A 14,562-nucleotide genomic window follows, 5' to 3' on the forward strand; every position below is an offset into this window, starting at 1 on the left:
GAATTTAGGACATAACTGTCTTTTGAGGATGAGCTTATGTCACAAGAACCCATAATATTGGCGCTGATTGAGCGTAGGAAACAAGCCAACTTGTCTCAAGAAAAGTTAGCCTCGAGTGCAGGAATGAGCTTAAAAACCTATCAAAGGATTGAACGCGGAGAGGCGGACATCAAGATGTCTCAGTATCGTTCAATCACTAGAACCTTAAAAGTGACGGATTTGGATGTGGTGCTTGATATTGTTGGCGCATCACAAGTAACAGCGGAAGATGTAGCTGCGGTCAGTCGTCTGCTGACCAGCGAAGAGCGCCTGTTGTTGATCAAGCTGATTTTGTCGGTCAAAAAGAAGCAGTAGTCTTTCTTTCAAATAAACAGCGTAATAGATCGATTCGTTAGTCAAATTGACAGATACTTCTAGGGTAATGTGTTCTCTGAGGGCATGAAGCCATCAGCTCACTCTTCCACGCAGCTGTTTGGTGGTGCTTCTTTGTTTTTTGCTTTCTAAACGTCTTTTCTGAGAGCCACGCGTCGGCTTAGTTGCTCGTCTTACTTTTTGAACCTTTGTCGCTTCCAAGATCAATTCTTTCAAGCGCACTAAAGCATCATCTCGGTTTTGTTCCTGAGTTCTATACTGTTGCGCTTTAATGATAATCACACCGTCTTTGGTGATGCGGCTATCTTTGTATGCGAGGAGCTTTTCTTTATAGAAGTCAGGTAGGGTAGAGTGCTTGATATCAAAACGTAAATGTATCGCGCTCGATACTTTATTGACGTTCTGACCGCCGGCTCCTTGTGCTCTGATCGCTGTTAACTGGAGTTCCCAGTCTTGAATCGAAACAGAGTTAGATATTTGTAACATAAACATCCATTTTGAACGGTAATATGGCGCCATGATACTGAATATTGGTTATGGTATCAGTAACTTTATTTAAGAGTGGTAGTAGTGATGAAAATAGATTTAACGGCATATGAAGGATTAATCTTTGATATGGACGGTACGTTGATCGATACAATGCCTGCACATGTAAAGGCGTGGGAGCGAACGGCTGAAGAGTTTGGCTTTCATTTTGAAGCGTCTTGGCTGCATAGCTTAGGTGGCATGCCGAGTTATAAGATAGCCGGTGAGGTGAACAGCAAATACGGTTTATCGCTCGACCCACAAGCGGTTTCTACGTTTAAAATGGCGTCGTTTGCGGCTATCGAAGACAAAGGAGACGTTATCCCTTGTACTCACTCTCTGTTGTTAGAGCATCTGGGTAACAAGAAGATTGCAGTCGGAACGGGTAGTCAACGTAAAAGTGCCGAACAGTTACTGGATAAGACAGAGATCTTGAGTAAGCTCGATATTCTCGTGACAGCAACAGACGTTAAGAATCACAAACCAAATCCGGATACTTTCTTAGATGCGTGTTTTGGTATGGGTTTGCAGCCAAAGCAGTGTGTTGTGTTTGAAGATACGAACATAGGTAAGCAGGCTGCTCATGCTGCGAACATGGATTGTATTCTAGTGGTAGAGGGGAACAAACTAGAGTTCTATCCTGCACCAAGCTGATTGCAAGGATTGGGTTGTTAAACCGCCAAACTAATAGCCTAGCGGAACAATACTGATTTTCTGTTAGGCGATTTCGCTCATTTCGCTGTCTAGGAACAGGCACACACTGTTTCGACCTGCTGCTTTGGCTTCATAAAGTGCTAAATCGGCGCACTTGTAGTTAAGAGCAGGGTCGTTGGTCAGGTTGGTAATTCCACCACTGACCGTCACCACGTTATCGAGCTCAATACTGACTGCGATTCTCAATCTGTTAAGTACATACTCAGCTTCTTCTGTTGTGGTATGAGGCAGAATAACGCCAAACTCTTCGCCACCAATACGAGCCACAAAATCAGTTTCTCGGCACTCTCGTTGTAATACTTGAGCAACGGTTTGAATGACGCGATCTCCATAATCGTGACCAAATCTGTCGTTGATGCGTTTGAAGTGGTCTATGTCCAAAATCGCTAAACAAGACTGTTCGCGAGTAGGGTAACGATTAACACGAGAGCACTCATCTCGCAGCTCAAGATCGAATTTACGGCGGTTCCAACACCCAGCTAAGGCATCTTTTTCACTCAGGTTTCTCAGTTTGTTTTCTAGCTCTTTGTGTTTACTTATATCCACAAATGAAGCGACATAAAACTGAATCACGTCTTTCGAGTCTTTAATGGTTTGGATTCGCAATATTTCCGTGATCAAAGACCCGTCTTTACGACGATTAACCACTTCGCCTTCCCACATGCCTTTCTCTTTGATGATGCTCCACATCTTGATGTAGAACTCTTCGTTGTAGCGACCAGAGGCAAACATGGACGGTTGGCGGCCTTTTACGTCTTCTAACTCGTAGCCACTCACACGGGTGAACTCTTGGTTTACTTTGATGATTCGGTTGTTTCTGTCGGTAATCACCAAGGCAGACATGCCATTCATTGCGGCCTTAGCAAGTTGGCTCTCGATACTGTTCTTCTTGTGGTTGCTGTTCCACAATACGAAGCCAGCGGAGATCATCGAAATCAAGAAAGACAAGGTGATGATCTGAACGACGATCGCTTGTTTTTCTTCTCGGTATTGACTGCTGAACTGCTGATTTTCAATGTGAAGAACCATGTAAATAGGGCCTTCAAACTGTTTGATTTTAGGGCTGATGTCGGAATGAAAATACCAGTTCTCACCATCGAAATAGCTCGAAGATGTCTTGTCTTGAATCGCAGTCCAAAGCTCAGGGTATAACTTTGCGTAAGTCTGCTCTGAACGTGATTCAATTACATGTCCGAAAGATTCCGTAGGATCCGGCCCCATGATTATGTGTCCGGTTTTGTTGAGAATAATAGGAACAGCAGAAGATGCACCAATTTGATAGTGAAGGCGCTTATAAATCTCAAGCATGTTCAGGTTTGCGATGAAGTAACCAATAATGCGGTTGTTTTCAGCGACTGGCGTCATAATGCGTAGCGCTGGAATCAAAGGGCGAACGATCTCTCCGTTTTCGACTTCAAGATCAATACCGCGAGAGCTAATCTCACCAATCTTTAATTGCTGTAGTACCTCATAGTAATCACGCGAAGACTTGTTCTGCAGTTCACTATCTGGAACCACGATTGCTTGATTGTCTTTATAATTAACGCGAAACACTTCGTTGCCAGCTAGATCGAGGTAACGAAGCTGGGAATAGTATTTTTGGCCACGAGCTAACATCACCCAAAGATCTTGCAGGGTTTCTTTATGGATAATAGAAGGTTCTCGAATCGCTCGGAGTAGTGTTTGAGAGTCGGCGATTGAAGGAACAGAGTTAGAGATTTGCTCAACAATAATAGCGAGTTCATGAAAGCTGTATTCGATTTGATTTTGGCTAGACTGCTTAATATTTAGAGTGTGCTGAGCATCAATTCTGTCAAGTTCAGAATTGATGTAGAGGGCAGGGACTAGTCCTAGGGCAAAGATGGTACATAGAAATTGGCTGACTAGTTTTTTTATACTTGTATTCATCACTGTCCTCAAAGAATCAGCGCAATACTATATATTTTATAGGGTTTTTAATGTGATCTTGACCGAGAAGTTAAGACAAGATTCGCATATAACTACGATTTAAGTGCAACTTTTTGCAGTTAAGCTTGATTGTTGAGCAATCATTTCGTTAGTAAATGATTGCTCAATATAGAACACTGCTCCGAAACCTAAGCTAAATTAATCGCGATTAATTGCCGATTATCTAACTAAGGGCAGCTAGCTTAGGCCTACGATATTTCCATTACTATCAATATCTAACGACATGAACGCCGGTTTGTCAGGCAAGCCTGGCATGGTCATCACATTGCCGCACAACGCGTAAATAAAACCAGCACCAGCACACAATTTTAGTTCTCTAACGGGCACGTCAAATTGGATTGGTGCACCTTTTACGTGTGCTTCTGTCGAGATCGATAATGGTGTTTTTGCTAAACAAACCGATAGGTCGTTATAGCCATGCAGTTTGAATTCAGCCAGTTGTTTTTTAGCCAGTGGAGATAGCGAAATACTTGCCGCGCCATAACCAACTTCAGCAACTGCCATCAGCTTTTCTTCTAGGCTTTGCTCTGAGTGATACAAAGGCTTAAATTCACTCTGTTTTTGGCAAGCTTTGACTACAGCGTGAGCCAGTTGAGTCGCGCCTTCGCCACCTTGACCAAATGCTTCGCTTACTTCAACGCTAACGCTTGGATCGAAGTCGGTGATCATCTGTTTCAAAGCATCGAGCTCTTGAGCTGAGTCTTGTGGGAATCGGTTAATCGCAACAACTGTAGGCACTTGGTATTGCTTAACGTTAGTGATGTGCCATTTTAGGTTCTCAAACCCTGCAACAAGCGCGTCTTGGTCATCATTAAAGATTGAATCAGGTAACGGAGTGCCGGGTCTCAAATCGTATAAACCAGAGTTAGCCTTTAATCCACGTAAGGTTGCGACAACCACAGCGCAATCGGGCTTCTTGTTCGACGCTTTCGCTTTTATGTTGCACGCTTTCTCAAAGCCCATGTCTGAGCCGAAACCACCTTCAGTTACCACAAAGTCACTCAGCTTTAACGCTATTTTATCGGCAATAATTGAAGAGTTACCATGTGCGATGTTCGCGAAAGGCCCGGCGTGAATTAGGGTAGGAACGCCTTCAAGGGTTTGCATCAATGTTGGTTCAATAGAATCCTTCATGGTCACGGTCATTGCGCCTGCAACGTTGAAGTCATCTGCGGTTAGCGGCAAGCCTTGTTTGTTGTAAGCAAGTACCACCCGTCCGATACGCTTTCTTAAATCTTGAAGGTCATCAGCTAGAGCAAGAATGGCCATTAGCTCAGAAGCGGCTGAGATATCAAATCCATCTTCGCGCTCAAAGCCATTAATTGTTTTGTCTGCTTCGTTCTTGCCAACCGTGATCATGCGTAATGCGCGATCATTATGGTCAAGTACACGTCGCCAAACGATTCTGCTTGGGTCGATATTCAATGCTTTTAAGCCTGAGCGCGTTTCAAAGGCGTCTAACCCTTCACGCTGTTCATGATACAAACGTGCATCAATGGCGGCAGAGGCGAGGTTGTGAGCGGCCGTAACAGCATGAATATCGCCCGTCAGGTGCAGGTTTAATTGTTCCATAGGGGCAACTTGAGAGTAACCACCACCCGCAGCGCCACCTTTTACACCAAATACCGGACCCATTGAAGGCTGGCGAATGCAGGCCATTGCAGATTGGTTAATCTCTGCGAGGCCTTGTGCTAATCCGATAGTAGTGACGGTTTTGCCTTCACCAAGAGGTGTCGGTGTGATCGCCGTGACTACGACTAATTTACCATCTTGTTGGTTGGCGAGGCGTTCAAGTGATGTGAGAGACACTTTAGATTTGAATTGCCCTAATGGCTGATGTTCGTTGTGGTGCAGGCCAGCTTGCTTGGCAACCTCACTGATGTTTTTAAGGGGAGTAGAGCGACAAATATCAATATCAGACAGCATATTTGATCCTTATATCAGAACCGAAAGGCGGTACGTAAACGTTTGCGTGGCGATGGTACTGTATAAATTTGCCAAGTAAAGGCAAACCACACGAATTATGTGCTGGAAGATAACAGATCTAAAGAGTCATTGCGCGAGATCAAATCTTAAACGAGCAAAATATTCGATCTGATTACCTACAGTTGTAGTTATATTGGTGTTGAATACAAAAAGGGCTGCATATAGCAGCCCTTCAAGGAATAGGTAATCTGACTTGGCGTTAACCTCAATCAGTTAACCCCTAATATGGTCGATTAACGATCCCAGTATGTTTCTTCTAAGCTATCTTCGCGTTCAGGTAGCGCACGAGAAAGGCGAGGAGAGTGCTGAGTCAACACTTCGTAGCTTACACGGTTTGCGTACTTACAAATTTGAGACAGTGAAGAGTACGTCAGACAAGTGTGCTCGTGTTTCTCTGAGTTTGGTACATTCACGTGGTGGTAGCTATTTGCTGCCATGTCGTGAAGTAGTGCTGAAAGTGCACCATCGCCAGCGCCATTGGTATTCTTAATCTCAAGTGGGCCACCTAGGTAAGGGCCAATGTGAGAGTACACTTTTACTGGGTCTTTACAGTCTTGCTTACGCATCGCACGGCTGAATTCGTATTTATTGAACTCAGGGATGTTACCCGGTAACAATGGCAGTGTGGTTTCGCGTTTCGCTGGTTCGTCAGTGTAACCTGCCATGTATAGACCAATAGGACCTGCAGTACATAGAACTAGGTCAACCCACTCAAGTGCCTTGTTAGCAGCCAATAGAGGATCTTTTTCACCCGTTAGCGCTTCACCTTCATCTTCGTTCATCGCGACGATGGTTACGTTTTCTTTCAGGTATTCTTGCCACCATTCAGCGTTGCCTTCGATCACATACTTAGTACCAAGTGTTAGTACAACAGGCACATTGTGCGCTTTCGCGTATTCAATCGCTTTTTGTACCGCTTTTGGCATCGGATCTTCAGGTTTGCCACGCATTAGGTATGACGACACAACCAATGCAGAAGCTTTCTCGAAGACTTTTTCAGGAATGCTTTCTGGAAGAAGTTGGTTCATGTGGCCTTCGTTGATTGCAAACGTACGTTCGCCATCTTCAGAAATCAGCGTGTAACAACGACCAATTGGACCATCAACAGTTTGAAGGTGGTTTAGATTCATACGAGAAGAAGTGCGGCAAAGGTAACGATAACCAAATGAGCCAACTTCAATCTTCTTAGACATTACGCCAAGCAGGACAGATTTGCTGTCCGCAAGTACGGAATAGTTGTGCAGTGTGTTGCCGATAGTATCGCCAGGATATTGATGCGTGATCAAACCGCGCTCAACTAACTCTTCATACAGCGCATCTGCTTTACTTTCTTCCAATACCAGTGAGTGACCTTTACTCAGCTCGTATTTTTCTAGGAACTCGTTGTCAACACGGGCTTCGATATCAACAATCGTTTGGCCAACACCCACAATCGTTGCGCGGTGAAGCTTAGGCGTTTGTTGAATTTGGTTGACCAACGGATCACGTGCGTGAGTTGGAAAGTAGTGCTTAGATTTACGCTGTCCAGGAAACTTCATATGAAAAATACAGTGAAAAAATTTTGCCGCATGATATCACATTTTGTTTCTGTTTCTTTCATTTTTATTACATTTTGAATCACCTGCACAATGTCTGTACAGGTGATTCAACTAACTATATGTTTGAAACTACTCGGTTGGCTGTACTAACGTCGCTGGATCAACGTAAGCCTCTGTACCCCATAGTGGAACAGTTGAAAGGCTGTGTTTGAAGCTACCTTCTGTTTCTTTGGTGGTGTAAGACAAGTAGAGCAGCGACTGATTCTCTGCATCGTAGATACGACGAACCTTCATTGTTTTAAAGAAGATACTTTTCGATTGCTTGAATACCACTTCGCCAGACTTACTCTTGTCTATTTGAGCAATCATTTCTGGTGTAATTTCACCTGTTTGACGACAAGATATAGAGCTATCACTTGGATCAGAAAGGCTAAGGTTTGCTTCGATTGATGCGATATGACAGGTAACACCCGCGATCTTATCGTCATCTAATGAAGACATCTTGATATCCTTCATTGTGAAGAAACCCAGTGAGACGTCGCCAACCTCGTTGTCCGAACAGCCAGCTAACATTGTCACGATACCTGCTGCTATTAAGGCTTTTTTCATAAGAAGTCCTTTTTATTTATATAGTTCTGTTTACTATAAGGATATTGAAAGCTTGGATACGAGTGTAGAGCTTTTCGTTAAGTTCTTAAAGGATGTTGTTGGATAATGAAAAATATGAAGCATTTAAAGTACTTGTTGGCCTTGGTCATGCTCTGTATGCTCTCTGCTTGTAGCTCGGCACCTCAGCCGACCGTATGTCTTCCAAATAACTGCGATATTTGGGGATACTAACCGTAGGTACTAAAAGAATGAATAACGAAATACCTGAAATTGCACACAAGAAAAACCAATGGCTATTTAGTCAGCTCGATATTGCTTACCCCGCAAAAGAGAGCCTCCTCGGCCGTGAACTTTATCAAAGCAAACTTCCATCCAAGACATACCAACTCCTAGCACAAGATCAAACTCCTTCCCAAATTGATGAACTGCATAAAGTCGATTTCCATAAATTGACCGTGCTATTTTCACTCAACCAAGCAAGCGTTTACCAAGATGAAATCGAAAGGGCACACATGCTTGAGTTCTTGAGCCAAATTATGCTTTCTGACGATCATGTATTATATATTGGTACTCAAAACGGTGAAGTTGTGGCGAGCGCTATCGTCACAGAAGCGGATGGTTCCCTATTGATCTCGGATGTCGTTGCTGAAAATGGTCAAAGTATCAACAACTTTGCTAAGCAGTTACACGATTTTTGGGCACAAGATCATGCTTCTTGCGATAAAGTATGGATCGAGAACTAAAGATTCTTTGACAAAGCGTTAATCTAAGTACAATACCCCGTTTTATTTAAAGGGTATTGTATGTACAAGCTATTGATATCAATCGCTGTATTATGTGTTAGCGCTTATTCTTCACTCAGTTTTGCTAACGACTGGGATATTAAACGCATCCTAGTTTTACACTCATACGAACCTTCTTATCAATGGACTGCTGACTTCCAAAAAGGGATAGACAGTGCGTTCAGCCAGTCTCAAACCGAAGTTAAACTCTCAATAGAGTATTTGGATTCAAAGCGTGTCCACAGCCCAGAGTATTACGACTCTCTCGCGAACTACTTACGTGCGAAGTATGCAGGTTATAAATTTGATGGCGTAATTGCGACGGACGATAACGCAGCCAATTTTCTTGAATCTCTGCCTAATTTGATTGATCGCTCCACACCTGTCGTTGCAGCCGGCATCAATGATTTCAGCACCGACATGTACGCGGTGTCTGACAGAGCAACTGTGCTTTACGAGAACGATCAGATAGACGTTAATATTAAGCTGATCTCCAAATTAAGACCTAATCTAAAGAATCTCTATTTTGTAAATGATTACAGTGTCACGTCTGAATTGATTCATAAAGAAATGAAGAAAATGATGGCTGAATTTTCAAATATCAATCTCGTAGAAATTCGCGACTTGTCGCTGGAGCATACGAGCCAATTTTTGGAAGGGATCTCTGCGGACGATGCGGTATTGCTCAGTCATTACAACACCGAGTTAAAGCAAGGGGTTTATCACACTTACCAAGAGATTGCGGATACGTTGTCAAAATCGAGTGCTGCTCCGGTGTTTGCTTTATGGCAGTTCTATATTTCGGGTGATGTACTCGGTGGTTACGTTAATCACTCACAAAGCATGGGTGAACAGGCCGTCGATGCGTTGGATAAATACCTTCCACTTGGTTTTACTACACCGTTAACTCCCGGAGACAACAAACGTTTTGTATTCAATTACCCTGCAATGAAGAGATACGGGATTAGTGGAAACGCGTTACCTGACGAAGCGGTTTTCATTAACGAGCCTTCATCCTTTATTCGCAAAAACTTCCAGTTGTTATTGGGGCTGTCGATGGTGATTGCGGGTTTGAGCCTGATCATCTTGATGCAATTTGTCACTCTGCGCCAAAAGAAAGAGTTGGCGAATAAGAACAAACGAATCTTAAAGCTTCAGAAACAGACCTTGAATATCCAAAAGGATATGATTCATGTTCTCGGAGAGGCAATTGAAACCCGCTCTGGCGAAACTGGTAATCATGTTAAGCGTGTAGCCAAGTTGTCTGCACTGCTTGCTAAGTATCGTGGCTTGAGCCATCGCGAGGTCGAGATGATTGAGATCATCAGCCCAATGCACGATGTGGGTAAGATTTCAGTCCCTGAATCAATCTTGGATAAACCTGGGAAATTAACCGACCAAGAGTGGGAGGTGATGAAGCTTCATACTACGGCTGGCTATAACTTACTAAAGAGCGGAGCGGGTGATATTACCAACCTCGCGGCAATCATTGCTAACGAACATCACGAGCGTTGGGATGGTGCTGGATACCCGAATGGAAAAGTGGGTGATGAAATACACCTGTTTGCTCGTATCACTGCCGTAGCCGATGTGTTTGATGCGCTGCTTAGTGCACGTTGCTACAAAGAACCGTGGCCGTTAGATATGGTGGTCGATTTGTTTGAGCGAGAGTGTGGCTACCAGTTTGATCCTCAGCTAACTAAATTGCTACTGAAACACTTATCCGAGTTTGTCGCTATCCGAGATTCGTACCCCGATACTGGAACTGTAGAATATGCGTCTTCACCTTCGCTTGAAGCTAAGGTCTTAGAAGAGTCGGTTGTTAGCTAATTGTCGCTCTATCTGAGTAGCCTATAAGCCATTTTTTTTATCGATTCACCACGATCCGGCTAGGAAGTAGTGATTTATATTTTCTCCTGAAATTGAGTAGCTTATGTAAAGCTCGCAGTATTTGGTTTCGTAGAATCTGGGTTAATTTAAAGAAAACTGTTGCTTATGCTGAGCGATAAAGTGATCAACTCCATATTTCGCGAAGAGAAATAAGCCTGTATCTGCAAACTGTTACCTCAATCATCTCGCGCATTGAAAGAACACTATAGGATAAAACTTGGATTCAATCTGAGTGAGATACCTATGCGGTTAGAACAGACTAAATGTGTGATTTTCGATTGTGACGGAACACTTATCGATAGTGAAAAGCTGTGCTGCCAAGCTTTGGTGAACGTTTTCACTGGCTTTGGAGCGGAGCTAAACGTCAACGACTGCTATGCGCACTTTCAAGGCGGGAAGCTAGCCGACATCTTAATGGATACACAAGAACGTCTTGGGTTATCTATCTCGATTGATACACTTGAGCCGTTATATCGCAATGAATTACAAGCACTGTTCCAGCGTCATTTAAAACCGATGGATGGCGCTATCGAACTTATTGAATTCCTCAAACAACAAGACATCGAGTTTTGTATTGCTTCCAATGCACCGAAATCTAGGGTTGAATCTTCATTGGCGATGACAGGCATGCTAGACGACTTCAAAGGCAAAGTGTTCTCAGCTTTTGATGCTAACAGCTGGAAGCCAGAGCCTGATCTAATCATGTACACGGCCATGAACATGGGCTTTCTGCCAAATGAGTGCATCTACGTGGATGATACGTTGAAAGGGATTGAGGCTGGTGTTCGCGCGGGTATCCAATCGTTTCGATTACGCCCGAGTATTGATGAAGCAATCGTAGATCCCGAAGCCGACTCAGCAGAACTCGCGGCTCAGGATATCTACAGTTTAGAAGAAATTTCAGTTTGGATTAATGGCAAGCACTGCTCAAATGGTGGTATATCGAATTCTGCAGCTTTGGTGGGGTAGAGCTTAGTTGAAGGCTGACTACCTTACTAAATTGTTTGGTGTGGAAACCGCAAGATGCACAAGTAAACTTTTCTCCACTTTCTGAAAGCAGATACTCGTCGTGTTGGCATAAAGGGCATGTAATGTCGTCGGTGTTTGGTGTTTCTGTTTTATTCATTATGTGTCACCTGCAGCAAGGGGGTAAGCGAAAAAAGACCCGTTCAATTAGATTACTCCTAAGCTCGAATATTAGACAGTTCTGACACTTCTTAATCTCTCCTTTGCGACTTGCTTCATGGTAATTGATAATGTCATCGTTATTGACCATGGTTCTTGTAATGTTATTAAACAAAAGCCAAAAAGAAAGGACCCATTACGAGTCCTCATTAGTTTGTTTTCAATTCACGCCGCTAGTTCACCAGTTGATCCTTAAGTTCGGTAGCGTGCCAATGTCTGAGATAGAGAAACCGACGCTTCTGTTAGCCTAGATACGCCATTTGAAGAATTCTGAGCCACGTCTTTAATCACATCGGATTGGCTTCGAATATCGTTAAGCTCTGCTGCAATCGTATTGGCAACGTTACTTTGCTCATCGGCTGATGTTGCGATTTGGATACTCATGTCCATTAGCGCTTGAGCTGAATCTGCAATCGAGTTTACGTCGTGACCAATGTCCGAAATCAACTGGCTACTGGTTTGCGCTTGATCAACCGTCTGTTCGGTGATCTTCGCGATATTTTGGCTCTCTTGCTGTAAGCGCTCAATCATCGCTTGGATTTCTACCGTTGCCGACTGAGTGCGGCTTGCCAGTGTTCTTACTTCATCAGCAACAACAGCGAAACCTCGGCCTTGTTCGCCCGCACGAGCGGCTTCAATCGCGGCATTCAAAGCAAGTAAGTTAGTTTGCTCTGAAATAGCATTGATCGTCGTGATGACCTCGTTAATTTGGCTCGTATTCACATTCAAGCTAGTAACAGAAGATGAGGTTTGCTCAATCAAAGAAGAAAGGGTGGTGATTTCTGAGATCGCTTGTTGAACTTTCGCGTGGCTATCGTTGATTTGCTGCGCGTCTTGCTCGGTTTGTTCCGTTGAGCGTGCAGAGATGTTAGAGACTTCATTTGCTGAAGCTGTCATCTGATCCATTGCTGTCGCTACAGAGTCTAGAGATGCGTTTTGGCTCATGATTTGTGTTTCGCTGCGCTTCATCTCTGTTTCGAAAGAAGCTGACGTTTCACTTAGCGTTGCTGCACTGTGGTTTACGTTGTTGACTAACTCGCTAAGCGTGTCCATTGAACGGTCAAGCGCACAACCAATCGTGCCGAACTCGTCACGGCCAGGGTGGAAGCCAAGGCGTGATGTTAAGTCACCATCACCAATCTTTTGAGTCGTTGAATAAAGAACCCAAAGTGCGCCGCCTAGGAAAGTCGCTACCCAGTAACAGAAAAGACCAAAAGGCACACACCACAAGAAGCTCAGTAATAAAGTGTACAGTGCTTGCTGCTTTTGATTCTGTATATCGTTAGTTGAAACGGTAAGTGAGTAGTAGTTGCCATCTTGTGCGAGTGCTGTGGCAGTCGCCGAACCATTGTTTGAAATAGTGGTTTGTTGAGCGCGAGTTTGCTGGCTAACAGAGCGAACAGAAGCAGGGGAATCTGATGCTGATAAAATGCCTTGCAGTTGATACTCGACCTGCTGTTTTGCAGTTACGTCAATGTGTTCCATTTTGTTGACGTAGTTCAGTCCAGCTAGGCTTGCCAAAGCGGCAAAAAAGATTAAGAAAATGACCCAAAATTTGTCGTTGATCGACATCTTGATAAACAGTTTGTCTATCGTTCGAAATTGTACTTCTTTCATAAAAACTCCACGGTAAATCCTTTACCGTGGACTCTAAATAACCGACCTCAATAAAAATGTGACTTCAATCGACTAATTGTGAAAATTAATGATAGTGATATGTCATTTATGAGAACTGAATCAAGTAAATTAGTTCTGTATAGGTTTATTAGCCTAAAGAAGGCAGTAACCCTACTGAAATAAGAACTTGAATCGCAATGATAAATACGCCAACGCTACCTGCTAAAAACAACGCTTTGCTACCGCCTAACACTTGGTAACTGGCTTCTGAAGATTGTGGTTTGACAGAGAAATCAGTGTAACGAACCTTGTAGACCATCACTGTTGGTAACAGAATCGCGAGCACTGAAAGTGCAATGGCTGCGTAGCCTAAAGCCATGATGAAGCCTTGTGGGTAAAATAAGGCAAACCCCAGTGGCGGTAAGAAGGTGATAGCAGCTGTCTTAACACGTTTTGCGTTACCTAGTTTCTTGCTCAGTGAGTCGCCCATGAATTCAAATAAGCCCAAGCTCACACCAATAAAAGATGTCAGCAGTGCAAGGTCTGCAAACACACCGACGATCACGCTTAGGTTGGATTGATGAACCGTTTGCGATAGCGAGACTAATAGCGCGCCCAAGCTTGTGTCAGACAACAACTGCTCTTGGCTAATCACGCCCAAAGTAACACTTTGCCAGAAAACGTAGATAACCAGAGGCAGTGCCGAGCCAATAATCATTACCTTACGTAAAGAACGAACGTCACCATCTAGGTATCGAACAATTGATGGGATGCTGCCGTGGAAACCAAAAGAGGTAAACACAACCGGAATAGCCGCAACAATCAGGCCTTGCTGTAAAGGCATGCTCATTAAGTATTGAGAGGTAATGTTTGGCGCTAGGAAGCTGAGTACCAAAACCATCGCGATAAGCTTTAAGCCAAACAAAACGCGGTTAACTTTATCAACACTGTGTGTACCAATCGTAACAACGCCGGCAACTAATAGGGTAAATAGAAGCGTGGTGATTTGAGCATTAAGTTCGATACCCGCGATATCCGAAATTCGTTGGTTAAATTGCGCACCGCCGCCAGCTATGTATGCCGCACACAGAGCGTAGAAAAGAAACATCACCGCGAAGCTCGCAATCCACTTTCCTTTTGTCCCCAAAATGGTATGAGCTAACGTGTGTAGGGTAGCGTCAGATTCTGCGAATTGGTGAAGCTCTACCATTAATAGCGCAGTAAAAGCCATTAACGCCCATAAACCCAGCATCAAGAAAAGTGAAGTTGAAAAGCCAATACCTGCAGAAGCAAGTGGAAGAGCGAGCATGCCAGCACCAATGGTTGTGCCTGCAATGATCAAAGTACTACCAAAAACCTTTGATTTATTCATTGTA

Annotated in this window: 12 protein-coding genes; 5 read left to right on the top strand and 7 right to left on the bottom strand. The window is 43.7% G+C overall.

The window, feature by feature from the left end; translation table 11 throughout:
* Window positions 1–36 precede the first annotated feature (36 nt).
* On the top strand, window positions 37–354 hold the full coding sequence (locus AB4583_RS02220) for a helix-turn-helix transcriptional regulator (RefSeq protein WP_017059843.1): 318 nt from the start codon (window positions 37–39) through the stop codon (window positions 352–354).
* Between the two features lie 93 nt (window positions 355–447).
* On the opposite strand, the gene arfB is transcribed toward AB4583_RS02220, so the two are convergent.
* A complete protein-coding gene (gene arfB, locus AB4583_RS02225; protein WP_372051759.1) occupies window positions 448–858 on the bottom strand; it encodes an alternative ribosome rescue aminoacyl-tRNA hydrolase ArfB in 411 nt (136 codons plus the stop codon).
* Window positions 859–945: 87 nt separating this feature from the next.
* Here arfB and AB4583_RS02230 point away from each other — a divergent pair, with 87 nt between their 5' ends.
* Window positions 946–1,551, top strand: coding sequence for a beta-phosphoglucomutase family hydrolase (locus AB4583_RS02230; protein WP_372116255.1), 606 nt, complete (start codon window positions 946–948; stop codon window positions 1,549–1,551).
* A 63-nt stretch (window positions 1,552–1,614) separates the two neighbouring features.
* Here AB4583_RS02230 and AB4583_RS02235 read toward each other — a convergent pair whose 3' ends face one another.
* The 4 genes from AB4583_RS02235 to AB4583_RS02250 all read right to left on the bottom strand — a co-directional run bounded on the left by AB4583_RS02235 (window position 1,615) and on the right by AB4583_RS02250 (window position 7,712).
* A complete protein-coding gene (locus tag AB4583_RS02235; RefSeq protein ID WP_372051762.1) occupies window positions 1,615–3,519 on the bottom strand; it encodes a diguanylate cyclase in 1,905 nt (634 codons plus the stop codon).
* Window positions 3,520–3,756: 237 nt separating this feature from the next.
* A complete protein-coding gene (locus AB4583_RS02240; protein WP_372116258.1) occupies window positions 3,757–5,505 on the bottom strand; it encodes a formate--tetrahydrofolate ligase in 1,749 nt (582 codons plus the stop codon).
* A 293-nt stretch (window positions 5,506–5,798) separates the two neighbouring features.
* On the bottom strand, window positions 5,799–7,103 hold the full coding sequence (locus tag AB4583_RS02245) for an inosine/guanosine kinase (protein ID WP_017069885.1): 1,305 nt from the start codon (window positions 7,101–7,103) through the stop codon (window positions 5,799–5,801).
* A gap of 129 nt (window positions 7,104–7,232) precedes the next feature.
* Complete coding sequence (locus AB4583_RS02250; RefSeq protein WP_017064645.1) at window positions 7,233–7,712, bottom strand: CreA family protein; 480 nt, start codon at window positions 7,710–7,712, stop codon at window positions 7,233–7,235.
* Between the two features lie 248 nt (window positions 7,713–7,960).
* On the opposite strand from AB4583_RS02250, the gene AB4583_RS02255 reads away from it, so the two are divergent.
* The 3 genes from AB4583_RS02255 to AB4583_RS02265 all read left to right on the top strand — a co-directional run bounded on the left by AB4583_RS02255 (window position 7,961) and on the right by AB4583_RS02265 (window position 11,353).
* Complete coding sequence (locus tag AB4583_RS02255) at window positions 7,961–8,455, top strand: hypothetical protein (RefSeq protein ID WP_017064644.1); 495 nt, start codon at window positions 7,961–7,963, stop codon at window positions 8,453–8,455.
* Window positions 8,456–8,515: 60 nt separating this feature from the next.
* Window positions 8,516–10,324 carry an HD domain-containing phosphohydrolase gene (locus AB4583_RS02260; RefSeq protein ID WP_017069886.1) on the top strand — a complete coding sequence of 603 codons (1,809 nt, stop codon included), beginning with the start codon at window positions 8,516–8,518 and terminating at the stop codon, window positions 10,322–10,324.
* Window positions 10,325–10,627: 303 nt separating this feature from the next.
* Complete coding sequence (locus tag AB4583_RS02265) at window positions 10,628–11,353, top strand: HAD-IA family hydrolase (protein ID WP_017059834.1); 726 nt, start codon at window positions 10,628–10,630, stop codon at window positions 11,351–11,353.
* A 408-nt stretch (window positions 11,354–11,761) separates the two neighbouring features.
* On the opposite strand, the gene AB4583_RS02270 is transcribed toward AB4583_RS02265, so the two are convergent.
* Complete coding sequence (locus AB4583_RS02270; protein WP_017069887.1) at window positions 11,762–13,186, bottom strand: methyl-accepting chemotaxis protein; 1,425 nt, start codon at window positions 13,184–13,186, stop codon at window positions 11,762–11,764.
* Window positions 13,187–13,334: 148 nt separating this feature from the next.
* On the bottom strand, window positions 13,335–14,558 hold the full coding sequence (locus tag AB4583_RS02275; RefSeq protein ID WP_017059832.1) for an aromatic amino acid transport family protein: 1,224 nt from the start codon (window positions 14,556–14,558) through the stop codon (window positions 13,335–13,337).
* Between the last annotated feature and the right edge of the window lie 4 nt (window positions 14,559–14,562).

The organism is Vibrio sp. 10N.222.49.C12 (assembly GCF_041475025.1).
In the GTDB taxonomy this organism is placed as follows: Bacteria; Pseudomonadota; Gammaproteobacteria; order Enterobacterales; family Vibrionaceae; genus Vibrio; species Vibrio crassostreae_C.